The sequence below is a fragment of the Patulibacter defluvii genome, from assembly GCF_034096925.1.
Classification (GTDB): Bacteria; Actinomycetota; Thermoleophilia; order Solirubrobacterales; family Solirubrobacteraceae; genus Patulibacter; species Patulibacter defluvii.
On the sequence record NZ_JAWZSQ010000011.1, the window covers coordinates 50215 to 74835 of the forward strand.

The 24621-nt window shown below is 69.7% G+C and carries 24 protein-coding genes, 1 tRNA gene and 1 pseudogene; 12 read left to right on the forward strand and 14 right to left on the reverse strand.

The window, feature by feature from the left end; translation table 11 throughout:
• Positions 1–12 precede the first annotated feature (12 nt).
• Positions 13–939: a Ppx/GppA phosphatase family protein gene (locus SH587_RS12940; RefSeq protein ID WP_320671040.1), complete on the reverse strand. Its 927-nt coding sequence runs from the start codon at positions 937–939 to the stop codon at positions 13–15.
• 203 nt (positions 940–1142) lie between these two features.
• On the opposite strand from SH587_RS12940, the gene SH587_RS12945 reads away from it, so the two are divergent.
• The 3 genes from SH587_RS12945 to SH587_RS12955 all read left to right on the forward strand — a co-directional run bounded on the left by SH587_RS12945 (position 1143) and on the right by SH587_RS12955 (position 2631).
• The gene (locus tag SH587_RS12945) at positions 1143–1880 is read left to right on the forward strand and encodes a TetR/AcrR family transcriptional regulator (RefSeq protein WP_320671041.1); all 738 of its coding nucleotides are present in this window, start codon (positions 1143–1145) and stop codon (positions 1878–1880) included.
• A gap of 64 nt (positions 1881–1944) precedes the next feature.
• Positions 1945–2018: transfer RNA gene (locus tag SH587_RS12950), tRNA-Met, on the forward strand.
• A 253-nt stretch (positions 2019–2271) separates the two neighbouring features.
• On the forward strand, positions 2272–2631 hold the full coding sequence (locus SH587_RS12955) for a hypothetical protein (protein ID WP_320671042.1): 360 nt from the start codon (positions 2272–2274) through the stop codon (positions 2629–2631).
• Between the two features lie 186 nt (positions 2632–2817).
• Here the strand turns inward: SH587_RS12955 and SH587_RS24660 are convergent.
• Both SH587_RS24660 and SH587_RS12965 read right to left on the reverse strand, forming a co-directional pair.
• A pseudogene (locus SH587_RS24660) lies at positions 2818–3669 on the reverse strand (recombinase family protein); the annotation flags it as partial.
• A 244-nt stretch (positions 3670–3913) separates the two neighbouring features.
• Positions 3914–5128: a DUF3631 domain-containing protein gene (locus SH587_RS12965; RefSeq protein WP_320671044.1), complete on the reverse strand. Its 1215-nt coding sequence runs from the start codon at positions 5126–5128 to the stop codon at positions 3914–3916.
• A 219-nt stretch (positions 5129–5347) separates the two neighbouring features.
• Here SH587_RS12965 and SH587_RS12970 point away from each other — a divergent pair, with 219 nt between their 5' ends.
• The gene (locus SH587_RS12970; RefSeq protein ID WP_320671045.1) at positions 5348–6493 is read left to right on the forward strand and encodes a hypothetical protein; all 1146 of its coding nucleotides are present in this window, start codon (positions 5348–5350) and stop codon (positions 6491–6493) included.
• Between the two features lie 322 nt (positions 6494–6815).
• On the opposite strand, the gene SH587_RS12975 is transcribed toward SH587_RS12970, so the two are convergent.
• Positions 6816–7250: a hypothetical protein gene (locus SH587_RS12975; RefSeq protein ID WP_320671046.1), complete on the reverse strand. Its 435-nt coding sequence runs from the start codon at positions 7248–7250 to the stop codon at positions 6816–6818.
• The gene (locus SH587_RS12980; RefSeq protein WP_320671047.1) at positions 7247–7528 is read right to left on the reverse strand and encodes a helix-turn-helix domain-containing protein; all 282 of its coding nucleotides are present in this window, start codon (positions 7526–7528) and stop codon (positions 7247–7249) included. Before SH587_RS12980 ends, SH587_RS12975 begins: the two co-directional genes overlap by 4 nt.
• Positions 7529–7580: 52 nt before the next feature.
• Between SH587_RS12980 and SH587_RS12985 the strand changes: the two genes are divergently transcribed.
• The 3 genes from SH587_RS12985 to SH587_RS12995 all read left to right on the forward strand — a co-directional run bounded on the left by SH587_RS12985 (position 7581) and on the right by SH587_RS12995 (position 11883).
• Positions 7581–8399, forward strand: a complete 819-nt coding sequence (locus SH587_RS12985) for a DUF429 domain-containing protein (protein WP_320671048.1) — start codon at positions 7581–7583, stop codon at positions 8397–8399.
• A 104-nt stretch (positions 8400–8503) separates the two neighbouring features.
• Positions 8504–11368, forward strand: coding sequence for a hypothetical protein (locus tag SH587_RS12990; protein WP_320671049.1), 2865 nt, complete (start codon positions 8504–8506; stop codon positions 11366–11368).
• Positions 11369–11403: 35 nt separating this feature from the next.
• Positions 11404–11883, forward strand: a complete 480-nt coding sequence (locus SH587_RS12995; RefSeq protein WP_320671050.1) for a hypothetical protein — start codon at positions 11404–11406, stop codon at positions 11881–11883.
• 405 nt (positions 11884–12288) lie between these two features.
• On the opposite strand, the gene SH587_RS13000 is transcribed toward SH587_RS12995, so the two are convergent.
• Positions 12289–12762 (reverse strand): hypothetical protein, encoded by a 474-nt coding sequence (locus SH587_RS13000; RefSeq protein ID WP_320671051.1) that lies wholly within the window; start codon positions 12760–12762, stop codon positions 12289–12291.
• A gap of 604 nt (positions 12763–13366) precedes the next feature.
• Here SH587_RS13000 and SH587_RS13005 point away from each other — a divergent pair.
• Entirely contained in the window at positions 13367–13654 is a 288-nt protein-coding gene (locus SH587_RS13005) for a hypothetical protein (RefSeq protein ID WP_320671052.1), read from the forward strand.
• Positions 13655–13943: 289 nt separating this feature from the next.
• On the opposite strand, the gene SH587_RS13010 is transcribed toward SH587_RS13005, so the two are convergent.
• A complete protein-coding gene (locus SH587_RS13010) occupies positions 13944–14300 on the reverse strand; it encodes a hypothetical protein (RefSeq protein WP_320671116.1) in 357 nt (118 codons plus the stop codon).
• On the opposite strand from SH587_RS13010, the gene SH587_RS13015 reads away from it, so the two are divergent.
• Positions 14206–14802, forward strand: coding sequence for a P27 family phage terminase small subunit (locus SH587_RS13015; protein WP_320671115.1), 597 nt, complete (start codon positions 14206–14208; stop codon positions 14800–14802). The two genes, SH587_RS13010 and SH587_RS13015, sit on opposite strands and share 95 nt — an antisense overlap.
• Here SH587_RS13015 and SH587_RS13020 read toward each other — a convergent pair.
• Positions 14799–15650, reverse strand: a complete 852-nt coding sequence (locus SH587_RS13020) for a hypothetical protein (RefSeq protein ID WP_320671053.1) — start codon at positions 15648–15650, stop codon at positions 14799–14801. The two genes, SH587_RS13015 and SH587_RS13020, sit on opposite strands and share 4 nt — an antisense overlap.
• Positions 15651–15716: 66 nt before the next feature.
• On the opposite strand from SH587_RS13020, the gene SH587_RS13025 reads away from it, so the two are divergent.
• Entirely contained in the window at positions 15717–16190 is a 474-nt protein-coding gene (locus tag SH587_RS13025; protein ID WP_320671054.1) for a hypothetical protein, read from the forward strand.
• A 129-nt stretch (positions 16191–16319) separates the two neighbouring features.
• Here the strand turns inward: SH587_RS13025 and SH587_RS13030 are convergent, their stop codons facing one another.
• From SH587_RS13030 to SH587_RS13045, 4 genes are read right to left on the reverse strand one after another with little or no spacing between them, the layout of a single operon-like run.
• A complete protein-coding gene (locus SH587_RS13030; RefSeq protein WP_320671055.1) occupies positions 16320–17327 on the reverse strand; it encodes a ComEC/Rec2 family competence protein in 1008 nt (335 codons plus the stop codon).
• A 13-nt stretch (positions 17328–17340) separates the two neighbouring features.
• Positions 17341–18054, reverse strand: coding sequence for a hypothetical protein (locus SH587_RS13035; RefSeq protein ID WP_320671056.1), 714 nt, complete (start codon positions 18052–18054; stop codon positions 17341–17343).
• A complete protein-coding gene (locus SH587_RS13040) occupies positions 18051–20207 on the reverse strand; it encodes an ATP-binding protein (protein WP_320671057.1) in 2157 nt (718 codons plus the stop codon). The genes SH587_RS13035 and SH587_RS13040 overlap by 4 nt, the downstream gene beginning before the upstream one ends.
• A gap of 9 nt (positions 20208–20216) precedes the next feature.
• Positions 20217–21539 carry a DNA methyltransferase family protein gene (locus SH587_RS13045; protein WP_320671058.1) on the reverse strand — a complete coding sequence of 441 codons (1323 nt, stop codon included), beginning with the start codon at positions 21537–21539 and terminating at the stop codon, positions 20217–20219.
• 514 nt (positions 21540–22053) lie between these two features.
• On the opposite strand from SH587_RS13045, the gene SH587_RS13050 reads away from it, so the two are divergent.
• A complete protein-coding gene (locus SH587_RS13050) occupies positions 22054–22710 on the forward strand; it encodes a TetR/AcrR family transcriptional regulator (RefSeq protein WP_320671059.1) in 657 nt (218 codons plus the stop codon).
• A 5-nt stretch (positions 22711–22715) separates the two neighbouring features.
• Complete coding sequence (locus SH587_RS13055; RefSeq protein ID WP_320671060.1) at positions 22716–23117, forward strand: RidA family protein; 402 nt, start codon at positions 22716–22718, stop codon at positions 23115–23117.
• On the opposite strand, the gene SH587_RS13060 is transcribed toward SH587_RS13055, so the two are convergent.
• Together SH587_RS13060 and SH587_RS13065 are read right to left on the reverse strand one after the other, a co-directional pair.
• Positions 23114–23968, reverse strand: a complete 855-nt coding sequence (locus tag SH587_RS13060; protein WP_320671061.1) for an alpha/beta fold hydrolase — start codon at positions 23966–23968, stop codon at positions 23114–23116. The genes SH587_RS13055 and SH587_RS13060 overlap by 4 nt on opposite strands.
• On the reverse strand, positions 23965–24585 hold the full coding sequence (locus tag SH587_RS13065; protein ID WP_320671062.1) for a dihydrofolate reductase family protein: 621 nt from the start codon (positions 24583–24585) through the stop codon (positions 23965–23967). The genes SH587_RS13060 and SH587_RS13065 overlap by 4 nt, the downstream gene beginning before the upstream one ends.
• Positions 24586–24621: the final 36 nt, after the last annotated feature.

Below are 24621 nucleotides of genomic sequence, written 5' to 3' on the forward strand. Positions count from 1 at the left end.
AGGCCGGCCGGCTCAGAGCTGGCCGGTGGCGGCGGCGATCACCGCGCCGCGCAGGATGTCGTGCTCGGAGACCTCGCAGGCGACGGCGTCGAACTGCCGCAGGGCGTTGGAGAGCAGCACACAGCCGGCGACGATGGTCGGGGCGCGGTCGGGCTGGAGGCCGGGGACGCGGCGCCGCTCGGGCTCGTCCATCTGGGCCAGCCGGGCCAGCAGCGACTCGATCTCGGCCAGCGTCAGCCGGTAGCCATGGACGCGGTCGGCGTCGTAGGGGTCGAGCTCCTGGGCGATCGCGGCGCACGACGTGGCGGTGCCGGCGACGGCGATGATCGCGTCGACCCCGCGGCGGACCTCCTCGGGCACGGCGGCGGCGAAGATCGCGCGGACGTCCTCGGCCATCGCGGTCAGCTCGTCGTGGCGGGGCGGGTCGTGGTCGACGTGGCGCTCGGTCTGGCGGACGACGCCGGCCTGGGTCGAGACGCGGAACTCGACCTCCTGGCCGCGGCCGATCACGAACTCGGTGCTGCCGCCGCCGACGTCGACCACGGCGATCCGGTCGTTGCTCGGGGCGCGGCCGCTGGTGGCGCCGAGGAAGGTCAGGGCCGCCTCCTGCTCGCCGGGGATGGTGCGGGCGTCGATCCCGAACTCGTCGCGGACGCGGGCGGTGAAGGCGGCGCCGTCCTCGGCGTCGCGGACGGCGCTGGTGAGGACGCCGACGACCCGCTCGACCCGGTGCTCGTCGAGCAGCCGGCGGACGACGGCCAGCTCGTCGGTGACGCGGGTGACGGCGGTCGGGTTCAGGCGGCCGTCGCGGTCGACGCCCTGGCCGAGGCGGGTGACGGTGCTGCGCCGTTCGAGCTCGGTCAGGCGGCCCTCGTCGTCGAGGTCGGCGATCAGGAGGCGGGTCGAGTTGGAACCCAGGTCGACGGCGGCCAGGCGCATGGCGGCAGGCTATCCGTCCCACCGCCGGGCGCCGGGACGGAAAGGCCGGGCGAGCGAGCACCCCGCCGATCCGGGGTGATGTGACGAGAGCCCGTCGGAGACGGCCGGTACTGGCGGTAGGGTAGTCAGCGAAACGTTCCACCCCGACGGGGTTTGCGGCCACTTCCGCCGACTGGGTCGCCCCGTCTCCTGCCCCCACGCTGATGCCCAAATCGACGCGCTCCGCCCTGCCCCAGACCGCCAAGTCCGCCCGCAAGGCGGTGGCCAAAGCCGGGAAGGCGGCGACCCGCGCGGCGGCGAACGCCCGCGGCGGGACGCGCCCGCGGGCGGCGCACCTGGGGCCCGAGCGGCGCCGGCCGATGATCCTGGACGCGGCCTTCGAGGTCTTCCTCGAGCGCGGGTACGAGGGCGCGTCGATGGAGTCGATCGCGCGCCGGGCCGGCGTGTCGAAGCCGGTGGTCTACAGCAGCTTCCCGGGCAAGGAGGCGCTGTTCGGCGAGCTGCTGCGGCGCGAGGAGGAGCGGATCCTCGACGCGATCGGCGCGGCCCTGCCGGAGCGGCTGGAGACGGGGGACATCGAGCCCCTGATCTCGGATGCCCTGACCGCGTTCCTCCAGGCCGTGGTCGATTCGCCGGCCGCCTTCCAGGTGATCTTCCTCGGGGCAGGCGGGACCGACGCCGCGATCAACCGCCGCGTCCAGCGCGGTCGCGAGAAGCAGATCGAGACCATCGGCGCGCTCGCCCAGGCCTGGCTCGCCAACCAGGGCGTCGAGGACGCCGAGCGCCAGGGCCGGCTGCTGGGCTACGTCGTCGTCGGCCTGGGGGAGAGCGCCGCCCGCGCCCTCCTCGCCGAGCCCGACACCTGGACCCCCCGCCAGCTCGGCGACCAGATGGCCCACCTCGTCATGCGCGGCCGCGGCGGCATCGGCGTCGCGGTCTGAGACCCCCGCGGCGCGTGACGCCCACGTGAACGCGCTGCTATAGTCCCTCGCCGCAACACACCGACGCGGGGTGGAGCAGTCAGGTAGCTCGTCGGGCTCATAACCCGAAGGTCGCAGGTTCGAATCCTGCCCCCGCTATGTCACTACTGGTGACGATCAGGCCCTCCTCACGGAGGGTCTTCTCGTTCTCCAGGGCGGCCGCGACCTGGTCGCTGATGGTCGCGGAGATCTCGATCCGGCCGTTGGGCTTGTCGACGAGAACCTGGATGTCGAAGGCGTCGAGCGTCTGGCGCTGGATCTCGGGTGTGGCGTCGCGGTAGGCCTGGGTCAGGTCGGGCACGCGGCGCAGGCGCTCGGCCAGGACGTCCTCCCGCTCGTCGACGTCCTGCGGGTGCAGGTCGGCGAGCGTGGCTTGGGCGGTCTCGCGGTCCGCTCGCAACTCGGCGATGCGCTCGGCGACGAGCTCCGGTTCGACACCGGCTTCGAGGGCCTGGACCTGGGCCTTCATCCGGCGGTCGAGGTCGGCGATCTGGTCGCGGAGGCGCTTGGCGGCGCGCTGGCCCTCCGTTCGGCGCCCGCGCCGTTCGGCCGCGAGCTGCTTCTCCAGGCGGTCCAGACGCAGCGGTCCGAAGACTCGTTGCGCGAGGAAGCGCTCCACGAGATCGAGCACATGGTCCTCGCGCAGGTAGATCCACTTGGCGCCACCGTGGACCTCGGCGGCGGCGGTCTCGCCGTAGTCGGTCCCGTATGAGCAGGCGTAGTACGTGTGTCCCTTGCGGCGTTTGCCGTGCATGGACAGGGGCTGGTGGCCGGCGTTGCAGCGGATGATGCCCGCGAGCAGGTACTTGCGCTTGGTTGCCTCGCGCGGCCCCCGCTTGCGGCTGGCCAGGCGGTCCTGGGCAGCGGTGAAGGTCTCCGGGTCGACGAGCGGCAGGTGGGTGTGCTCGGTAATGGTCCACTCCTCACGGGCACGCTGACGCGCGCCGCCGCCGAACTGGCGGGCCGACGCGAAGTCCAGGCGGTTCCAGACGGTCGCCCCGGTGTAGGTGGGGTTGGCCAGCATCGAGCGGATCGTCGAGGCGGCCCAGTGGTTGCGGAGGTTGCGCGCGCTGTCGACGTGGCGAGGGGAGGGCGGGCCTCCCGGCTGGTTGAGAAGGTCGGCGATCGCCTTGAGCGACTTGCCGCGACGGGCGTAGAGGTCGAAGATCTCGGCGACCACCGCTGCCTGCTCCGGATCGGGCTCCAACGTGACGCGATGCTTCTCCCGGTCCCCCAGGTGGCCCGCGGGCAGGCCCTCGAGCACTCGGCGGTAGCCGTAGGGGGCTCGACCCCCCACGCGGTAGCCCTGCTCGCTCGCCTCGCGCATCCCGCGCTTGGTCTCGCGCGCGAGCTTGACCCGCTCGAACTCGTCCCACAGCTGCTGCATGCCCACGAACAGCGAGCCCTCCGGGGTCGTGGGGTCGCCCGCGCCGGTCGCGTAGTGGATCTCGACGCCGCATTGCCGCAGCTCCCGCTCATAGAGCGCGGCGACGAGCCGGTCGCGCGCCAGCCGCGAGGTCGCGTAGACGACGACCGCGTCGAACCGGCGACCGTCGCGATCACGGGCCTCGTGCGTGAGGGCGCCCCAGCCGGGGCGGTCCTGCTTGGCGCCGGATTCCTGATCGGTGAACTCGCAGGTGACGGCGCCGCCGAGATCCTCGGCCTTGCGCCGGCAAGCCTTGAGCTGGCTGGGGAACGAGAGCGTGGGATCCTGCTTGTCGGTGGTCGACAGGCGACCGTAGAAGGCCATGCGGAGATCGCTCACCTGATGCCCCCGTTCCCCGACGTGCGACCGCCGCGCCCGTCGTGCGGACGGCTAACCGGGCCCTGGTCAGGGGAGTTCGCGACGGACGGCGAGGCCGGCCGCCCCGCCGCCCAGGCGGGGCGGTCGGGGGCGGGCGAGGGAGGAGCTTCATGAATCTTGTTAACCATTGTCGGAATTCGAGGAAATCAGGCGGGGGGAGCGGGCGCAAGGACCCGAGTCCCGGCGCGCGCTACAGCCACCGGCTGCCCTCGGGCCGGGAATCTTCGGCACCGGGATCGGACGCGGCACCGAGAACATCCGGGTCGAGGGGCTCGTCTCCGAACTCGCCGTAGACCGGTTCCTCGTCCTCGAGGTCGAGCTTGTCGGAGTACCGCTCCCACACCGGCACGAGGTCCGCGTAGCGATACCCCTTCTTGGTCTGCTCGTTGTGGCGCCCGACGCGGATCGTCACCGGGCGGACGCGGAACGGGCGCAACAGGCCGGCCAGGTCCCGCGCGGTCAGGCCGGGCGTGGTGCGGCGGTGGCCCCAGACACGCCACGGCGAGTCGTCGAGGTCCTTGAGCGCCGTCAGGATCTGGTCGGTGGTGAGGTTCCGGCCGCCCGGCTCGAGGAACACCCGGCGGAGGTCGCGCAGAAGCGTGAGGCGAATCGTCTCGTCGGACGTGTCCTCCGCCTCGGGCGCGAGGGCCTCGAACGCCTGCCGTGCGGCGGTCGCCCACTCCGGCCCCAGCATGCGGGCGATCGTCAGCAGCGGCTGCCACACCTGCAGGTACCGCATGTCGCTGTGGGTGACGCTCGTGACCGTCGCGCTGGCGAGAACGTCCCGGTGCTCGTCGGCCCATTCGGCGATAGACGCCCGCAGTTCGACGGAGGTCTTGGTGGACGCCTCGTCCCCGTACGGCACCAGACCCTCGCTCCCGTGGGCGCGCTCCAGGCGAATCTCGATCGTGCGGCTGAGGGTCGACGCCTTCAGCTTCGCCGGCAGGTCGATGCCCGCGATGAGCTTCGCCCCGAAGACGTCGAACGCCGTCGGCTTGTGCGCGTCCCCCACGCAGCGATTGATCACGGACGCCGGACCGCGAGCGTACCCGGCGTTGAGGACCGCGCCGAGGTCGCGCGAGATCCCCGGGTGGGCGAGCATCGTGTCGACCTCGTCGAGCAGCACCGTGCGGCCGGCGACGCTGCGGTAGAGCGCGGCCACCGAGGTGTGCGACGTCGCCCACGGATTCGCGGTCAGGTTGGTGAGGATGTTCATCAGCGTCGACTTCCCGCACCCGTGGACCGGGCTCGTGACGAGCAGGTACGGCGTGGTCGTGGCGACGTCGATCAGGTGGGTGTGGAGGGTCCACAGGGTCGTCGCCGTCACCTCGTGCGCGGTCGGCGTGCGCACGTGGCGCGTGATGTGGTCGCGGATCGCGTCCGCGACGTTCGGCTGGCTGTTCATCGTGCTTCCTTCCCCCGGTCGTTCCCGGGGTCGTTGGAGTGCGTCAGCAGACGCAGCAGCACCTGGAACTGCGCGCGGCGACGTCGCTGGCACGTCTGCTGAGCGAGTCGCACGGTCACCTCCCAGTCGGTCTGCGGCGTCTGCGGCACGGCTCGAGCTTCCGGCGCGGCGTACGCTCAGGCGGGAACGTGAGGTGGAATCAGCGATAACCTCACGGCGGTGCTGCCAGTCGAGCAGGTCGCGGAACTCCGGCGCGAGGCCCAGGCCTTCTTGGATGACGTCTCGAGCAAGCAGGAGTTCTCCCGGCGTTGCGAGGAGGAGCGCGACCGCATGGTGAGAGCCCGGTGGGACGAGCTTCGGCATTGGGAGGCGGTGCCGGCAGGCGCCTTCTCGGGCGACGACGGCGATCGGGCCAACGCGTTCAGGGACGCGGTCGATGCCTACCTCGCGGGGCTGGGGCGGTTCGCGTCTGCGGCGCTCCTCGGGGTCTCGTGGGGACCGCGGGCCATTCACGAGGCCCTGCTCGACGCGAACCCTGGCGCCAGGCTGGAACTCCCGGACGAGGCAGGGCTCGACCCTGTCTGTCACCTCGAGCGGCCCCTTCCGGCGTTGCCCGCGGGCCCGGTGCCGGCGTCCGTCCTGATCGAGATCGAGAGTCGGGCTCGAGAGGCGCTTCGCAACGTCGGGCCGTCGGCACCGTTCTGGCATGAGCATGGCCAGTGGCTGTTCGACTGGGAGCGATGGGCTGATTCCTGGGGTCTCGACGACCGCGCGATTCGTCGAGGCCAGGACGCGTTCGAGGACTTCGCCCTGCGCCACGTTCCGCCCGGCGGGCCCCCGATGGAGAGATTGCGATCGTCGCGGGCCTGCTCCTGGGAAGGCGCCCGGCGTGCAGTGGAGCGAAAGCTCTGTCGCGAGGGGGATCCGCTAACGCCCAGGGACCGGGCTCGGGCCCGGGAGGCTCGTCGGCTGCTGATCGCGGCGGTACGGGGAGGGCACGGCAGCTACCGCCTCGTGGATTCGGACGGACGGGTCGCGCTGCCGTCGGACGCTCCCGCATCCGGTAGTGGCGACGGGGCCTCGCCCGGGAAGTACATCGGAATGCCCACCGATCCGGCGAGCTTCCCGGCCGCGATGCGCGCCAGCCTCCCGGTCAAGATCGTCGCGATCCGGCCGACGGACCCGTACGAGGACGGGCGCTTCGTCGCAACCCTCAAGGACATCTACCAGTCGGCCTTCCCCGCCGCGCGCCAACGCGGCTTCGCAACTCCTCAGCGCCCCACACCGACCCAGGAGGAGGCTGAGGAAACGCTGCGAAGCCTCAGGCGGCGGTACGGGCGTCGCTCGTCAACCGGCGCGGCGTGACCCGCACAGTGTGCCGTGTGACGGCTGTGACGGCTGGTCCTGAGGGGGCGGGCGGCAGGCAGTCGTGGGTGCTTCGGAGGCGGGGCGGCGCGGCGCTGTCTGCGTCCTTGCCCGAGCGTCAGCCGGAAGGACGAGGCCCGGGCATTGTCGTGGCGGTTGCGGCCTGCACCCACTCCGGCGGAGGCGCTGGAGTGCTGGGCGGCGAGAAGCGGCAACGGTCGCGGTTGGACGGTCCAACGACGCACGGCGCGCTGACCGCCGCGTCTCCGACCGTACGCATCACGGCCGTCACAGCCGTCACAGCGCCACGTCGGCGAGGCGTTCAGTCTTGTTTCGTCCCCAGGGCGACCGAGACGGCCTCGAGGGCTTCATCGGAGACCTGGGGGTTCGACGACAGGTAGGCGGTCAGGCGGTCGCGTGCGATCTGAACCAGCGTTGTGCTGAACAGACCGTGGTAGGGCTTGTTCTGGTTGACGACCAGGATCTCGAGGAAGAGGTCGGGCCGGCCGGCCGCTTCGAGTCGGTCGAATCCGGTGGTCCTTCGATTGATGATCTGGCTGACAGATTTGATGATCAGGCCAGCCGCATGATCGCGCTCGACCTTCTGCCTGAATCGGGCAGCGACGTAGGGGCGCTCCTTCCCGTCGTCACCCGGAATCCGAACTTCGTCCTTGATCCGCTCGTAGAGCGCGCAGGCGTCGTCGTAGAGGTCCTTCTTCGCCGCAGTGACTTCGGGCTTTTCGCGAGAGCGGGTCATACCGAATCATCCCGCGCGTCGAGGACGCCTACGAGATCAGCGAGAGACGTCTCCAGCGCCTCGGCGATCGCCACCGCCCGGACGATCGACGGCGCGTGCCAGCCAGCCTCGATCTCGCCGAGGTAACGAGGATCCATCGTGCCCCGACCGTTGCGGCCGGTCGTCGGGATGCGGCCCGCGACGTCCTCCAGTGTCTCGCCACGGGCCGTTCGCGCGTGGCGGATGGCCCGGCCGAAGGCTGCGGCGATCGGGTCAGGCGCGACCGGGCGACGGGGCACGACAGGGGAGGGGCGAGGAGGACAAGACCGGTCACGATCGAATCCCGCTCCCGTGATCGCCACGGAACATGTTCCTTGTCGAGTTGTCGGGATCGACCTGGCCGGGGTCCGGTCAAGGACGACGGGATGGGCCGAAGCCAGCGTCGAGGCGGACGGGCGGGCCGTGGTCGTCGACCTAGGGCTGCTGCCCCGCTCACCGAGCCCGCTGCTCGGCGAGAAGCAACTGCGGATGCGGCTGGCCCATCTCGCGGCCGGCGACATAGTCGTGATCGACGCGCCGCTCACGCTGCCACCCGCCCTCCGTGACCGCGGCCGCGAGCTTGACCAGCCGGACGGATCCGCGTGGGTCCGGCGCATGTGGGCCGAGGGCTGGCATCCGGTCACCGCCCGTGAGTGCGAGTTCGCGTTGGCCGCGTCCGGAGGCCCGCGGCCGGGGGCCACGATGCGGCTCGGCATGATCGCGGCGCGAGCGATCGTCCTCGCGCGCGAACTGCGGGCCCGGGGGGTAGTCGTCCTCGAGACCTATCCGCGCGCGGTCCGCCACTGGATGCGGGAGCACACGGATGCGACGGGGTGGGGCGGGGGCTACGCCGGACTTGCGGGCGCCCTGCGCGAAAGCGGGCTCCTTGTCGTCGGGGAGAGATTCGACCTCGACGATGCAGCGCCCGATGCGCTGGACGCGCTGCTTTGCGTCATAGTCGGCGCGGCGTACCTGCGGGGAAGCACCGTGCCCCCGCCGGTCGACCTGGACGAGATCCACGACGGTTGGATCCGCGTCCCAACCGCCGGAGGCCTCGACCCATGGAAGGCAGTCTCCGCTATCCGTCCAGGTGCCGTTGAGGGCGGGATGAGATCTGCCGACGTGTGTTGACAGGGGCCAGCCGCCGGCCTACCGTGGCCGGGCCGCACGCTGTTGCGTCCGGAGTCCCACCGTGACTCGCCGAGTCGCGGTCTGTCAACCAGGGTCTGAGGTGTGTGGTGCGTCGAACACGAGCGGTCGGTCTTTCGCTTGCGCTGAGCGCGCTCTCGGTCGGCGCGGTCGGGGGCATGGCCGTCGCCTCGGACGGTTCTGAGCCCGGGAGGCCGTCATTGGAGATCACGCCTTCGATGCGGGATCACCTTTCGGCGGGACTCGCGTGGCTCGCGCAGGGTGCCGAGCGGCCAGACGCGCCGGAGAAGTCGACGAGCGCTGAGATTCGCGAGTCGCACGAGGTCAACGACGGCGAGATCAGCGCGGCGAGGGCGCACTCGCTCGCGGCCGAGGCGGCGCCGGCACTGGCGGGCGGGGATCCGATCGTGCCGCCGGCCGATCAGATCGTGCGGGCACTCGGCCCGACCGCGCTGCAACTCGAGGGCAAGGACGGCAAGCCGGGCGGCGCGGTCATCGCGGACATCCCGCTGGCGGTTCCCGCTCCGGATTCCGAGGACGGGGGAGACTGGCAGCCTGCGGACCTGCGGTTCAAGGCCCAGGGCTCGCGGCTGGTCGTCAAGAGCGCGCTGGTGCCGACATCGGTGCCCGAGGCGGCTGGCGGGACGTTCCGGGTCGGTGACCTTGGGGTCAAGCTCGCTCCAGCCGGGAGCGACAGCACCGCGACGTCCTACTCGACGGACGTCGTGTACCCCAACATCGACGGCGACACGGACTTGATCACCCGCAGCGTTGGGTCCGGCATCCGCTACGGGTGGTTGCTGCGTGGCAGCGGCGCCAGTCAGGTTCAGCGGGCCAAGCTCGACCTCCCCAGCGGCGCGAGCGCGAAGCTCGGCGAGGACGGATCGGTGCGGATCCTCGGCGCCGATGGCGAGGTGCTCGGTGATGTCTCGCCGGCGGCCGCCACCGACGCCGATGGCATCAGCGTTCCGATCGAGACGACGCTCGATGGCGACACGATCAGTTACCGCCTGATGACCGATCTGGCCAAGGTCAAGGCTCCGGTGATCATCGATCCCCAGATGGAGTCGAAGTGGAGCACGGGCGACACGAACACCGACTCCTGGGCCTGGGCGAGGTCCTCCAGCGCCGTCCCGTTCACGATGACGATGCCCGTGACGGACCCCGACCTCAACAAGCGCGGCTTGAGGGTCGACGGCACGGCCGGGACGGCGGGCTACGCCGCCAATGCGTGGGGTGGGTGGACGCGGTGGGCGCCGGGTGATCAGAACGTCGGGACGACCAATCCGCTCAACAACACCCAGAAGGTCTCTCCGGAGCACGGCTTCTACTGGAAGGCCGAGTTCGGGGGGCTGAACTACAACGTCGAGGTCGCCAACGCGTTCGCTGCGCAGGACCCGAACGTCAACATCGGGATGCTCAGCTCCAACGACGTCAACCATCCCACCCCGCAGCGCTCGAACCTGATGAACGCCTCGGGCGGCTGGAACGCGCCGATGGGCAACAACCTGCGGCTCATTCCCAGCGGCACGACGGGCGCGACCTATCGCGTCTACGTCGGCACCAACCCGGACGCGCCGCCGGCGACCGGGAAGCCCGATTCGGTGTTCTCGGCCACGCTCTACGACTTCGGCTACTACGGCACGGGTGCCCGCCCGGCGAGCCATCTGCGGATCGGCTGGACCAAGCTGTTCGCTGCCGACAACGTCGCACCGACCGTCGACTCCGTCACGCCGAACACCATCGGCACGACCGGCTGGATGGGCCTGACCTCCACGATCACCACGACCGCGACCGACCGCGGCACCGGGATCGAGAAGCTCGAGATCTACGACCAAGCCAACACGACGCTGTACTCCCCCGGCGTCGCTCCTACCTGTCCGCTCACCGGCCAGACCCTCTGCCCCTTCACCTTCAACGGTCCCGTCGGCGTCGCCCCAGTGCCCGAGGGCATCGGCAACTACACCATGCGTGTCACGGACGCCGGCGGTCGGATTGGTACGAAGCCGCTCGCGCTGAAGATCGACAAGACCGCGCCCGAGATGACGCTGTCGGGCGCGCTCTTCAGTCAACGCGACACCCCGCTTTCCCAGGGCGAGGTGCGAGACCTGACCGTCATGGCAGCTGACGGCGTCGATGGTGGAGCGGCAGATCAACGCCGGTCCGGAGTGCAGCGAATTGACGTCTACGTCAACGAAGTTCTGGCCTCGACCACCGAGCAAACGCAGACCGGAGACAGCAAGCCGCTAACGACCACTTGGACACCACCGGCCAATACCTTCCGGGCCGGGGGCTACATCGTTCGAGTCGTGGCGACGGACGCGGTCGGGCACGAGAAGGAAGCGCAGTTCCTGGTCAAGAAGTCCTGCGAGGACGTCTCCACGGGTCCCGACGACGCGCCAGAGTACTACGAAGATGCTGAAACGGAGCGGGGTCTTGTCTGCGGTCCGGACGCCGAGGAGACGAACCCCGCCGATGAACAGGATGAGTACGACCTCTCCCCGGAGTCAGGGCTTCTGAACGAGAGCGCTGCTGAGCCCGATCCGTCGTCCCCTGATGACGGCGGCCTTCTTCGGGCGGGGCCTGTCTACGACATGCCCTTTATTCAGTATGTCGACTATCCCCACATCTCGAAGAACGGGACTGACGTGTCGGCGCATGCGTGGTGGAAGGCGCTCGACAACCGGCTGCTGGGCGATACGGGATACACGAGAGCCTGGCTCTACCAGTGGAGCGGTACTCACTGGGTGTTTCTCGACACCGATGCTCGGTGGCTTCGAGAGAAGCGGTTCGAACGGGTGAGGGTCAACGTTCGGCATCGATGTGTCAAACACGGATCGCGTAAGTACTTGTACCGAGCGGTTGCGGATGTCGACATCATCGGTAAACCGGATACGGCGAAGAAGTCGGTCACGATGAACTGGGTCGGCTGTACGGCCATCGGGGCGTAAGATCCGTCCGTATCTCGCCTGAAAGTCCTGTGGACGTGGCCCGGGAAGACGACGCAACTAGCCGGCTGATCGGCGACGTTCGCGCCTTGGAGGAGCGCGCACGTGCGACCAGCAACGTGATCGAACGGGCCCGTCTGCTGGCCGAGTCCATCGATGTGGCGGATGAGATCGCGCGACGCTTTCGGGACTTCGCGCGCCAGTCTCTGAGATCGCAGTCGAAAGGCGGCCAGACCGGTGTCGCGTTCCAACTCGATGGGTGCAGGCCCGTCGCCTCGCTCGGCCGCAGTCAGGCGGGAGGAGATCCCGGGAACTGGCTACTCACGCTGGCCGACGGGCTGGTCGTCTCGATCGCCCCGCAGCAAGCCTCTGCTGATGCCGCGGTCGAGGCCGCGAGCGCCTTCCTGATCGACCGGCTAGTAGGAGACTGGGCGCGAGAGGCTCTCGGACCCGTCGACTCGCGACTCTGGACCGATGAGATAGAGGATCTCATCGCTCGACGCGCTTGGGAGGATTAACGAGACCCCGCAGGATCGCCGGAGCGTCCGATCAGGAGGAGTGGACAGATGCCTGTGGTTCAGGTGTTCCTGCCGAGTGGAGGGGCGCAGTTGGGGCACGAATATCGCGGACGCCTGCTCATCGGATCAGCGGCAAGTAGACGTACGGGAAGCCGGAGACAGGCCAACATCTCGCGTGAGCCGCGGGGCCGGCGTGCGAGACCCCGTTAGCTGACGGCAGGGCTCATCCGCAAGTAGCGATTAGCCCGATGGCGCGCCAGGTTAGAAGAGCCGCGCCAACGTGGCGGGTGGGCGGCGCAGCAGCGGACACGGCGGCTCCGCTCGTCGCCAGGATCGCTACGCCACTCCACTCGAGCAAAGGCGATCGCCGGGACCGCGGCCAGCGCGACACCGTAGGGGTGCGTCTCAGCCCGCGCCGTTGCCCAGGTCGTCGATCTTCCACTCGCCTGCGACCTTCTTCAGGGTGGGCTGGGCGGTGTTATCGCCCGGAAGCGAGAGCGTGGCGGTGTCCCCGTCGATCTTCACGGAGCCGTCCTTACGGACCTGATCGGCGATCTCGTTGGAGAGCGGCAACTCGTTGCCGGCGGCCAGGCTTGTCTTGTAGAAGGCGGTGACCGCGCTCTGGCAGTCGGTCGGGGGCTCCTCGAGTTCGTCTGTCGCGGGAGTTGTCGTCGCGATCAGTGCTTGGCGACCGGCTTCGGTCATGTTGCGGCAGGCGCCTGGCCCGTCGCCGCTGACGATCGAAGCCAGGTAGTCCGCCGCGACGTCCTTGATCGCGTCCTCGTCGGACTGACCGCCGCAGGCGGAAGCGCCGAACGCGAGTGAGAGCCCGGCGCAGAGCAGGGCAGTCCGTGGGGTGCTGCTGAATCGGAGACCCATCCGATCCTCCTTTGAGGTTGACCAACCCGAAAGGAAAGCAGGAACATGTTCCTTATTGCAAGTCTTGGCATGAGAGTGCCGGACGTGCGTTCGCTGAAGCTTCGTGGTCGGCGCCTCGCCCCTGACGCCTGGTGGATGGGGACGCGGTCTGGCAGAAGGCAAGGAACAGGCGTCGAGACGCTCACGCGAGCGGCTGAGGAAGGGCACACGAAGGCCTGCAAGGAGTTCTCGCGACGCTAAGCGGCCTTCGGGAGCGCTGCGACGAGCGGGCCGCCGCTCTGCTCACGGAGATCTCGCGGGATGAGTACACGGCGGTCCTCGACCTGCCGCTGGTCGAACTCGGTCGAGGCGACCAGGAGAGGTGGTCCGACGGACCCGGGGGTCTCGATCCAGCGTTGGGGTCGAAGCGCTCGTGACTACCGATAACGACCATCGAGGTGGCGGTTGAATCGACGAGAAGCGCCACGGCTGAGTTCGCTGGCCGCTGGCCGAGGTGGGGGAGTCGCGATAACTTGCCGGCGTGCCCACGCCCGACCACGTTGCGGACCGAGCCGAGCGTCAGGCCCGCGCCGCCCTTCGGGCGCGGGCGCGCATACGGACGACGATGACCTACACCGAGATCGCTCGCGAGATCAAGGCGGTCCCGGATCTCGAAGCCAAGGACGAGCGGCTCGATGAGATCCTGACCCGGGTCGCCAGGAGCGAGTACAAGCAACGTCGGGGATTGGTGAGCGTGATCGTCGTCCGTGCTGACTCCGGCCAGCCAGGCGAGGGCTTCTTCAGGTTGGCGCGCGAGTTCTATCCGGACGTCGGGCTCTCCGACTACCAGATCTTCGAGATCGAGAAGCGGCGGGTGTACGACGCGGCGCGGACGCACGGAGACGACGAGTAGCGCCGCCTCATCAGCCCCCGTGGACTGGTAGCGCCGCATGAACGCGTCGCTGGGCACGAGTTCGACGGGGCAGAACTCGCTCTGCCAGCCGCTCGCCCTGACCATCGACTGCTTGGGCGGTTGTAGTTGACAGCGCATCGGCGCCGATGGGCTCGGCGCCGCGAAACGGCTCTGCATAGAGAGGCTGCCGATCCAGGTGGCGCGGAGCGGGCGATGCGCAACTGCTTCCGCCGGGCCTACAAAGGCACCGGCCCGCGGCCGTCGGTGCTCGCAACGACCCTCCCGCTTCTTAGCGGGCTGAGATCTTCGTGAAGCGCCCGCGCCATTCGAGCGCGAGTGCGCTCATCGGCTTGCCGGCCAAGGTCGGCTCGGAAAGCTCGAATAGGCAGTCCTTGAGCACGTCGCGGAAGGGTGGCTCCGGCTCAACGTCGTCGCGCACCTCAAGCGCGTCGGCCCATGACTGGAGGTCTTCGTCGCCGATGCGTCCGTCGGCCCAGCGGGCGAGCACGTCTTGAACGATGTCGACGGTCAACCGGACGAGCGGTTCGGAGATGTCGAACGGGAGAGCCGCCAGAACATCGTTGAACGGAAGGAGGTGGCGGGCATGGCTCGTCCAGGACGCAAACCGGAGCCGATCGAGGCGCATCGCCGCGACGGCACACGACCAAGCGCGCAGGGACGAACCCCGTCACCGATGCTGGTCGGCGGACGCGAGCGACCCGACCGACCGGCCTCGACAAGGACTCCCGGCCATCTGGGACATCGTCGTCGCAGACCTCGAGGACGGCGACGTGCTCGACAAGGCCGAATGGCCAGCGATCGAGGTCTTCGCCGTCGAGGTCGCCCGGCTGCGGCAGGCCCGCCGCGTGATCGCGCGGGAGGGCATGTTCTCCGAAGGTCAGATGGGCGCGACGATCGTCCACCCCGCCCGCACCATCGAAGAGCGCGCCGGCAAGGCTGTGGCTTCGCTCGCCGACGCGCTCGGCCTCGGCCCCAGCGGCCGGGCGCGACTCGGCCTCACCCGCAGCGGCCAGACCGGCGGCCGAGGGCGCACTCTCAACGGCGACGCCGCCCGCCGCGGCGTCCCCGACTCCCCACGACGGCTCCGGGCCGTGGCCGCAAGCGAGCCACGGACTGAGCGGCACTAGGCCGCGGGCGTCACGTGACCACTGACGAAGAAGTCCACCAGCGTGATCGCGAGGTGCAGGGCGGCGTCGGCTTCCTGCACCGTGTGGTCCGTGCGGGCGTCCTCGGCCGTTCCAAACCGCTGGTCCGTGCCATGACGCATATGGCCGGTCCAAAGCGCTTCGGTCATCGCTAGTACGAGATCCGCCGAGACCGGTGATGTGAAGGTCCACTTCGACGGCTTGTTGCGGATGTCTACGCGCATCGTTCCGAGCGTCGCCACCCCGTTCTTCGGCGAGATGATCGGATGCATAGCCGCTTCAACCGCCTTGACCGCCTTGTCGTAGCTTCCACTCGGATCGGGATCCCGCCGGACAAGCGCGTTCCAGCTCGCGGTCAAGAACGCGCCTGGTTTGCTCGGCTCCTCGGTCAGCCGTTCGACCGCTCGCTGGGCCTCCTCCAGGTCGCGCCGCACGAGCCAGAACCCGACGCGCTCGCCGCTGTCGTCGCGGCGCTCAGCGACCTGCCAGACCGATCCCGCGTGCTCAAGCATCCACGCAAGCTGCTCCGGGGTTGGATGGTGTATCCGCGCATAGCGTGGTTCGCGGCGGGCGTGGAGCGCATAGTCGAGCAGATCCAGCGCCAGGCTTTCGTCTGTTTCGAACCATTGATGGAGATGGCCCGCAGACCGCTCTCGCCCGAAGTCCAGGCGAGCAGCTGCCTCAAACGAATCAATGAACCCGTCGTCCCGCAGGTAGGGGCCGATCCACCGCTGGGCTGCGGTCTTCATCCAGGGCGGAATGCCCTCGTGCAATGAATCGAACTTGGTGTTGGCCTTCCCGCGCGAAGAGAGCGGCCGATAGGAGGACACCCCAACATCCTGGCCGAGTCCTCGGACGCACAGGCACCGGGTGGCCAGCGCGACCGGGAGGTATCGGTGCTCGCGATCTACGACCGCGTCGCCTTGGTCGCGGAGTTCACCGACGCCCACCGGGCCGGCGATCCCGACTGGATGGCCGAGGTGCTGGGCGAGTTGTTCGCCGCACCGGGCTTCGCCACCGACGGCCCGAGGATCGCGGCGTGGCTGGCCGTCAATGTCGTACAGACCAAGGGTCGCTTCGCGCGGGTCCCGCTGGTCATCGAGCGTCAGCGGTATCGGCTCATGCGGCTAGAGCAGCCTTGCGCTTGGTTGGGGAGAGCGAGGCGACCTGGCGGACGCGGTCACCATTTTGAACGAAGCGGGCCCCCGCTACTCGCCGAAAGGTGTCACGAAGGCCCTCCTGATGGAGGGCCTTCGTCGTTCTCCAAGGCCATCGCGATCTGGTCTCTGCTGGTGGCGGAGATCTCGATTCGTGCGGCGGCCTTGTCGACGAGACGCCGCCGAGCAGCGCGACCGCCCCGGCAGCTGTGATCTGTGTTCACTGCGCCTCATCGCCGAGACGTCGCATCGCGGCAGCGTCCCGATCTGCAGCGCAGCAGCCGGTGGCTTGTGGCGGTACTGGTGAGCTGGGGTGTCTTCGTCGTTCGCGCCCGCGGTGCCCTACGCCGAGGGGGCCACGGCCTGGGCCATGCAGTGGTTGCCGTCGACGTGCTCCAAGACGAACGCCAGGTGCTCTGAGCCACGCGCGATCAAGGCGTCGCTGCCGTCTAGGCGGACACGAAGCGTCCCGCAGCAACTCGCTCCTGTGGCCTTGCCAGCGTGAGACAGAGCGTCTTCGAGGTGGGCGGTGATCTTTGTCGGCGCCGGCGCGCAGTTCTTCGACAGCTGCGTGCACAAAACCCGCACCGCCGGCTTGACGCGTGCTGCGCGGACGCCACGGATCACCTCGGGGCGAGGGTTCTGGTGAACGTCGCGTCCGTGGGAGAAGACGACGACCTCGGGGGCCACGGCGGTGGTGAGCGTCGTGGCGAACTTCTCCTCGTTGTTGGAGCCCGACAGGCCACCGTGGTGGGGGTAGACCAACACGGTTGCCTGCAGGGTGCCCGAGTCGGCCAGGCTGAGCAGATTGGTGTGATTGACGTCGGCACACAGCAGCACCGATCGGCCGCTGGGGTGGGAGATGCGGACCACGCCGGCCATCGCGTGGGGATGCACTGTCCCCACGCCCGACGCCTTGGTCGCGCCGACGCCGCCGAAGGCGGTGGCGCTGCCGGGCCACAGCACCTCCACGGCCAGGTTGGGCAACGAGAACTGCGCCGGCGCCAGGGTGGCGTTGAGGGTCAGCAGCTCGGTGGAGTTGCGTTCGTAGGAGTCCTGGAAGCCGACGCGCAGATCCTTCTCGAACTTGGTGGTGGGGTTGCGGGTGGGATCGGCGTTCAGAAACAGCTTGCCGACGTGCAGGTTGGGGTCCGACAGCAGCGACGGGAGCTCTGAGGTGTGGTCGTGGTGCTGGTGGGAGATGACAATGTCCAGCCGATCGACGCCCTCGGCGGCCAGGGTGTCAGCGACCTGGCCCTGGGAGCCGGTATCGATGACCAGCGCGCGGCCGTCGTCGACGATTACTGCGGCGCTGCCGTGCCCGACGTCGAGGATCAGAGCGTCTGCCATCGGGGTGCGCCCGTTAGCTGGTGGTCCTGAAGAACGACGCGGTGCTCTGCGGCTCGGGCTCGACGTCGCGCAGGAACACCTTGTCGGCGCGTGGCTCGCCGGTGTTGCACCAGCCAAAGAACGTCTTTCCCTCCGCGTCTGCGGGGCGATCGTGCCAGCGCTCGGCTAGCACGTCGGCCGGCCAGATGATCGGCTGGCCACCGGGCCAGCCGGAGATCAGAATCTCCAGCAGCGCCTCGCCGCCGCTGCGGTGGAGCTCAAGCACGGTGATGGGCGTTCGGCGTGCACGGCGATGAGCGGGCGGCGTGCGCCCGAGAACCTCATCGACGGAATCCTGCATCGCTCCGAGCAGCCGCGCGGCACCCAAGCCGCCTTCATCGTCGCGGTGCAGAAAGCCCGGGATGCGGTCCAGGTTGCGCCTGATGGCGTGCTTCTCCTCCGGCTGGACTCCGGTGAACAGCACCGACGGGAAGTCCTGGGAGAACAGCTCGGCGACTAGGTCGGCGCCGGAGAAGTCGACCTGCAGCCCGTCGCGCAGGCGGTGGTCGCACAGCGCCACGCCGCTGACGGCCTTGATTTCGGCGATGGTCTCATCAAGCCCGGGAGTGCTTGGAAGGATCAGGTGAGTCTCAAAGCCTCTGCGGCCCAGGCGCCTACAGATTGCCTCGCCGGACTGGCGGTCGTCCTCCACGACGGCGACCTGTCGGGGGATGTCGACGACGCTCACGAGGCCAGCGGGATCCGGATGGTGAAGTGGGCGCCGCCGAGCTGACCGTTGGCCAGTGCCGCAACATCGCCGCCGAGTTGCGAGGCGGAATCGCGCACGATCGTCAAGCCGAGGCCGGTGCCTTCGGTCGTCGTCGTCGTGCCTGGGTGCCAGATCTCGTTGGTGTCGTACTCGACGATCCCGTGCCCGCTGTCGGCGACCTCCAGCACCAGCTGCGAGCCATCGACGCTGTCGCGGACGAGGATCGTGCGTGCCTTCTCTGACTGATCATCCAGCGCGTGGACGGCGTTGATGATCAGGTTGGCGAGGATCGCGTCGAAGAGCGCGACCGGGCCTCGGAGCTTGGCGTCGCCGGAGTGGTGCTCGGTCTGGATCTGCACGTTGTGACGCTCGAACAGCACGCCAAAGACGTCCAGCGCGTCGACGATCACCCGCTCGGGAGAGAAGACCTGCATCTTGCGCTTGGGCTCGGCCAAGAGCACACGAGGCAGGCGCGCGTAGCCACGCAGGCGGCGAGCAAGCTCGGCGATCTTGGCGACCGGATCGCGGATCTCCTCGAAGCCCTCACCGAGGTCCTCCTCGCCGATCTCGGTCACGTCCTGGGCCAAGTCCATGATCGTCAGCGCGGGGTTGAACGTCTCGTGGGCGATCTGCGCGGACGTTGTGCCGATCGTCGCCAGGGTGCGGTAAAGCAGCAGGTCCTGGCGCAGCGCCTCGGCGTCCTCGGCGGCAGCCTTCTTGAACGTCTCGACCACCTTCAGTGCGTTGCGCTGCTCCCTCGGCGGCAAGTCCTCGACCAGCTCGTCCATGAGCGTGTCGAGCTTCTTCTCAGCGACCTTGCGCCGCTGCGGGCCTTGCTTGCGATCGCGAGCACGCTGCTCGTGGGCGATATCGTTGCGACGGTTGCCTACCCACTCCAGGACGTCGCGCCCGAAGGTGCGCAGCTCCGTGAATAGCTCGTCCTCGATGAAGCCTGCGCGGTCGGTCTTCTGGGTCAGAAGGCTCTGGGGATCCTCGACGATGACTCGTCCCACGGCTGTGCTGCTGGTCGGCCGCATCTCGGGGCTCCGGGCCCGCAGCAAGTTCATGTCAAGCCAGTCAAACCCGGCGTCGCCGTACGGAGCTACACGCAGTCCTCGGTGGTAGACGTACACGCCGCCAAACGTGTCAAGCCACGCCCGCAACCCGTCCAGGGTCGCGGCGGTGCCCGCACCGTGCAGGCCCTCGGCCGAGCGTAGGAACGCAAACAGCTCAAACCGTGCCGGAACCGTTTCGTAGACGTGGTCGGAGGTCTTCTCGGAGTCGTAGGCGGCCCCCACGATCTGGTCGTGCTCGGCCCACTCGTCCAGGCCGAGGAAGCCGTCGACGAGGTGTAGCCGGGCTTTGCCGTGCTTATCGATCTCTGCGGTTACCTGGTAGCGGCTGTAGTCGAAGTAGGAGCCGGCGACGAGGTTCTCGAGGTCGGGGAACTCCGGACAGACGAGCTCGACTTTGAAGGAGTCATCGGCGTCGAACGGGTCGGCCAGCAGCAGCAGGGCGCGGGCAAGGCGCTTGACCTCCGGGCGTGTCCAGCCGCGCCGCAGCTCACGGATCACGATCTCGGTACCGGGCTCGGTCGGGGCGACGCCGCTGGTGGTGACCTCGACCGGGACGTCCTCGACGACTTGGGCGCTGTCGAAGCTGGCCCAGTCGAGTGAGACAACGTGCTCACGTCGGCTGCGGCTGCCACGGGCCGGCCGCGGCCAGGTGCGCAGCTCGGCCGACGTGCCAAGGCGCAACGCGGCCAGACGGCCAAGGCCCTTCTGGCCGACTTGCAGGCGCCCGCCGCGGGTGCGGCGGGTCGGCTCCTTGCCCGAGCGGCCGAGGACCAGCCAGCCGTCCTTGACAGCGCCGCGGTCTAGGCCTTCGCCCCAGTCGCGGATGCGGATCTCCCCGCCGGGGGCGGTGATGTCGTGCAGCTCGACGACGCAGCGGCCGGCATCGGCGTCGTAGGCGTTGCGCACCAGCTCCAACACGCCCTGATCGGGATTCGGGTTGAGCTCCTCGCCTAGACGGGCGAGGATCTGCGGCGCGAAGCGCAGCCGCTCGATGTCGCGTTGCGTGTCGCTCGCCCGGACCTCGTCGGCCGCCACTCGCTTCGGGCGGGTGGCCATAGAGACAGTCTACGTCGCGTTGGCGGCCGTTTGCGCGGCCTTGGGGGCAGGGGTGTCGCGGAGCGCAGCGACAGTCAGGTGCCGGCAACGGATCCGCTGGTCAAGCCAGGCGGTGATGTGCTCCTCAGCCAGGCCCACGGCCAGGGTCTCGCAGGCTTTCATGCCGCCGGCGTCGGGAGCAATCACGATCAGGTGGTTTTCCACGGCCACGGGCCGGTTGCCGCCGATGACGACGGCCCGCAGCCGCGGTGCGGTCGTGGATGGCCGCGAGGTGCGGCGCACCACGACAAACGGCGGCTGGAACAGCCGCTTGGCGAAGCGCCGGTTGCGCGTCGGGATAAATACACCGTCCTGGGGTAGCTCGCGGGTGGTGATGTACGGTGCCCACTGGCCGAGGTGAGGGTCACGTCGGTCGACGACCGGGCCGACGCTGATGCTGGCCACCTCGCCCAGCGTGACGCCGGCGGCCGGCGCCTCGGCCGGCCACCTGCCCGGTGCAACTTGGCGCTGGGCACGAAGCAGGAACACGTCAACATCGGTTAGCGCGTCGAACTGGCCGTGGGACTGCACGTGCTGCACGTCGGCCAGCTGTCCAACTGCTTGGCGAAAGCGGGCGTAGCGGCTGCCTGAGCGCAGGACATCGGGCAACACGGCGATCAGCTGGGCGCCGGCCGGCAAGCGCCGCAGCACCGCCGCGGTCCAGAGGGCGGCGTCGGTCACCACGCCCTCGGCGAAGGTCGTGCCGTCGGGGGCAGGCACCTTGCCGTAAGGCGGGTTGAGCAGCACCGTGCCCGCAGTGGCCGTGGCCTCGTCTTGGCGCCCGTCGCCGACGCGGATGTTCACCAATGTCTGGGCCAGGTCCAGCCCATCGCCGTCGGGCCGTGCGCCGCGCAGCATCGCAAGCAACGCCAAGCGCTGGTGGGCGACCTCGATAAACTCGGGGACCAAGTCCCGTCCGGACAGCCGAGTGTTCCAGATGCTCAGCGTGTCACACAGGCTCGGCGTGACCGGCAACTTCCACGCTGCGGCCAGCAGGAGATCGCCGCACCCACAAGCGGGATCGTGTGCAGGCCCACGTGGTTGCCAGTCGCCGGCGAGGGCCACCGCGGTCGCGGCGAGCTTGTCGCCGGTGAAGAAGGCGCCCATGCGCCGCAGTTCGTCCAGGTCAACGCTGGCGCGCAGTTCGCGGCCGGCGCGGCCGTCGAGGTGTTCGCGGGCGAGGTCGACGAACGAGAGCGGCAGCCCGCCGGCGCGGATCGCCGAATCATTGAAGGCCGAGAGATCGCGCACGTAGCCCCGAAACGCGCTCGCGCTGACAGAGGCGCTCTTCACGGCGCCGCTTTCGACGCCACCGGCGCCGCACCTTGAAGCTGCAACACGCTGTGCGTCACTCGCAGACGCTGCGGCCGAGGAGCTGGGGGATGCAGCAGAGCACAACGAATGAATCGTCGCGCCCAGACCGGACATCGCGCCGGCGCCGCGCTCGGGTTCGTTCGCCGGGTCTGGGCGACAGCTGATCGAGCAGGCGCTTGAGCTCAAGCAGCATCACCCGCTTGACGATCTTGCCAGGGTCGCCGCCTTCGGCGTCGATCAGCCATCGGCGCGGCGGATCGCTGTCCTGTCCGGGCGAGACTTTCGGGATCGGGCCCCGAGCGACGGTGCTCAGCGACCGAACGAGGCTCCCCGACCGAACCGCGCTGAGGAGATTCGGCTGGGGCGACCGTTTGCCACCGTGTCGTGTGCGCCGGCCGGAGGGGAGCGGCGTCCGAGCGGCGGTCCGCTGAGCCGCGATGGAGACTCTGCTGCATCTCGTCATTGCCCTACCGTATGGTGATACGGTACGCTAATGAGCGAAGGTCCGCCCCACCGCACTCGCCGCGCCGGCGGGGCCCGGCGCGCCCTGGTCCTGGACCGGGTCGTCGACGTGCTGGCCGACCGTGGCTACGCGGGCACGCGGTTCGTGGACGTCTCGGAGGCGTCGGAGGTGGCGGTCAGCACGCTGCAGGGCTACTTCGGCTCGCGCGAGGACATGCTGATCGAGGCGATGGGGCGGGCGACGTCGGTCGCGGTGGCCGACATGGAGGAGTTCGTCGCGCGGTTCGACGATCCGTGGCAGCAGCTGGTCGCGATGGTCGACCGGGGTCTGACCACCGGCATGCCCACCTGGCGGCTGCTGATGGAGTTCTGGACCGCCGCCGCCCACGACGAGGAGCTGCGGGAGCACGCCGCAACCCTGGCCGAGCAGTACCGGGCGCCGTTCCTCGACGCCGTCCGGCGGGGCACCGAGAGCGGGGCCTTCGAGCCGCGCTTCGACCCCGTCGCGATCGTCGAGGTCACCGTGGCCAACATCGTCGGGCTGCTCTACCCCGTCGTCCTCGGCCAGCTGGTCCCGCAGGACACCGACTTCCGCGACGTCGTCCTCGGCCAGCTGGCCTTCGCGCTCACGACCAACGCCGAGGGCGCTGCGGACCACCCGTCGGCGCCCGCCCGACAGGAGAGGTAGCCCGCATGCCGCACACGATCGTCAACCCCGAGGGACTCCACGACCCGGTCCCCTTCGGCTACAGCCACAGCGCCGTGATCCCGGCCGGCAGCGAGCTGGTGCTGGTCTCGGGTCAGTACGGCTCGGACGAGCACGGGGCCGTCGTCTCGCCCGACTTCGGCGAGCAGGTCCGGCAGGCGTTCCGCAACGTCGGCGTCGCCCTCGCCGCCCACGGGCTCGACCTGCGCCACGTCGTCCAGCTGCGGACCTACGTGGTGAACCCCGACTTCGAGAAGCTCGGGACGATCGGGCGGGTCGTGGGGGAGGGCTGCGGCGACGTGCCGCCGACGCAGACCGTGATCGGGGTCGCCGGTCTGGCCACGCCCGAGATCCTGTTCGAGGTCGAAGCGGTCGCCGCCCGCCGCTAGCCCTCCAGCATCGCCGCCGACACCTGACCGACGGCGGCCTCGGGGATCGCGGTCGCCGCCTGCTCCAGCACCAGCAGCCGCGCGTCGGGGATCTCGCGCGCGAGCGCCTCGCCGTTGCCGACCGGGAAGAACGGGTCGCGGCGGCCGTGGACCACGAGCGTCGGGATCGCGACCTGCGGCAGACGCTCGCGCCAGCGCGGCCGGCAGTTCAGCCGCGCGAAGACCATCGCCTGCTGGTTCGCCGCCTGGATCGCCGGGGCGGTGCTCGGGGTCCGGTCCCAGATCCGCCCGGCGACGGTCCGGGCCGCCTCCGGATCGTCGCCCAGGATCTCGGCGCCGGCGGCCGCGTGGTCGGCGACGGCAGCCCGGTCGGCCCAGTCCGGCGGCGGCTGCGCGAACGCCCGCCGCATCGTCGGCTCGTCGTGGTCGGGCAGGTCGGCGTCGACCCGGCCCGGCGCCACCGGCCGCGTCCCGACGAGGGTCAGGGCCGAGAAAGCGTCGGGATGGTCGAGCGCGGCGACCTGGGCGACCATCCCGCCGACGCCGATGCCGGCCAGGTGCGCGGGCCGGTCGTCGAGCGCCCCCGCCAGCGCGGAGGCGTCGGCGGCGAGGTCGCGCAGCGTGTACCCCGGCTTCTCGGGATCGAGCGTCGTCGACGCGCCGCTGTCGCGCAGGTCGTAGCGGACCACCTGCCGCCCGCCGTCGGCCAGCGCCCGGCAGAGCGCGTCGGGCCACGAGAGCATCGTCGGGGCACCAACCAGCAGCACGAGCGGGTCGGCCGGATCGCCGAACCGCTCGATCCCCAGGGTCACGCCGCCGGCCTCGACGGTCTGCTCCCGCGGATCGCTCACGGGGCGTCGCGCTTCGACATGTCGCCGGTGGCGGGGACGCCCTCGACCAGCTCGTAGCGCAGCCGCACCGTCCCGCTGGGGGAGGTGACCGCCGGCTCGCGCAGCCGCAGGTTGGCCGGGATCGCGCCCTCGGCGAAGACCCGCTTGCCGGTCCCCAGGGTCAGCGGGTGGACCCACAGGTTCAGGTGGTCGAACAGCCGCTCGGCGAGCAGGGTCTGGACCAGGTCGAGGCTGCCGATCACGTGGATGTCCTCGTGGCGATCGCGGATCTCGCGCACCGCCTGCGCCAGGTCGGGGCCGAGCAGCGTCGAGCCCTCCCACGGCAGCTCGGGCGTCGAGCGCGACGCGACGTACTTCGGCACCGGGTTGAGCCGTCCCGCGATCTCGCCGCTCTGGTGCGGCCAGTAGCCGGCGAAGATGTCGTAGGTCTTGCGGCCGAGCAGCAGCGCGTCCAGGCTCGACATGCCGGCGCGGATCTGCTCGCCGACGACCTCGTCGATCAGCGGCGCCTGCCACCCGCCGAAGCGGAAGCCGCTCTCGGGGTCCTCGTCCGGCCCGCCCGGGGCCTGCGCGACGCCGTCGAGCGTCGTGAAGAGGTCGATCTGGATCCGTCCCATGGTGTTCTCCTCTGGTGGGGCTTCTGCCGCTCTGAC

What these genes read in the sequence shown, in the direction of transcription:
- SH587_RS13030 (WP_320671055.1), bottom strand. Translation starts at nt 17,327, where the DNA reads ATGGCAGACGCTCTGATCCTCGACGTCGGGCACGGCAGCGCCGCAGTA.
- SH587_RS13015 (WP_320671115.1), top strand. Translation starts at nt 14,206, where the DNA reads ATGTCGAACGGGAGAGCCGCCAGAACATCGTTGAACGGAAGGAGGTGG.
- SH587_RS13065 (WP_320671062.1), bottom strand. Translation starts at nt 24,585, where the DNA reads ATGGGACGGATCCAGATCGACCTCTTCACGACGCTCGACGGCGTCGCG.
- SH587_RS13050 (WP_320671059.1), top strand. Translation starts at nt 22,054, where the DNA reads ATGAGCGAAGGTCCGCCCCACCGCACTCGCCGCGCCGGCGGGGCCCGG.
- SH587_RS12940 (WP_320671040.1), bottom strand. Translation starts at nt 939, where the DNA reads ATGCGCCTGGCCGCCGTCGACCTGGGTTCCAACTCGACCCGCCTCCTG.
- SH587_RS12975 (WP_320671046.1), bottom strand. Translation starts at nt 7,250, where the DNA reads ATGACCCGCTCTCGCGAAAAGCCCGAAGTCACTGCGGCGAAGAAGGAC.
- SH587_RS12965 (WP_320671044.1), bottom strand. Translation starts at nt 5,128, where the DNA reads ATGAACAGCCAGCCGAACGTCGCGGACGCGATCCGCGACCACATCACG.
- SH587_RS13010 (WP_320671116.1), bottom strand. Translation starts at nt 14,300, where the DNA reads ATGCGCCTCGATCGGCTCCGGTTTGCGTCCTGGACGAGCCATGCCCGC.
- SH587_RS13005 (WP_320671052.1), top strand. Translation starts at nt 13,367, where the DNA reads ATGACCTACACCGAGATCGCTCGCGAGATCAAGGCGGTCCCGGATCTC.
- SH587_RS13000 (WP_320671051.1), bottom strand. Translation starts at nt 12,762, where the DNA reads ATGGGTCTCCGATTCAGCAGCACCCCACGGACTGCCCTGCTCTGCGCC.
- SH587_RS12945 (WP_320671041.1), top strand. Translation starts at nt 1,143, where the DNA reads ATGCCCAAATCGACGCGCTCCGCCCTGCCCCAGACCGCCAAGTCCGCC.
- SH587_RS13055 (WP_320671060.1), top strand. Translation starts at nt 22,716, where the DNA reads ATGCCGCACACGATCGTCAACCCCGAGGGACTCCACGACCCGGTCCCC.
- SH587_RS13040 (WP_320671057.1), bottom strand. Translation starts at nt 20,207, where the DNA reads ATGGCCACCCGCCCGAAGCGAGTGGCGGCCGACGAGGTCCGGGCGAGC.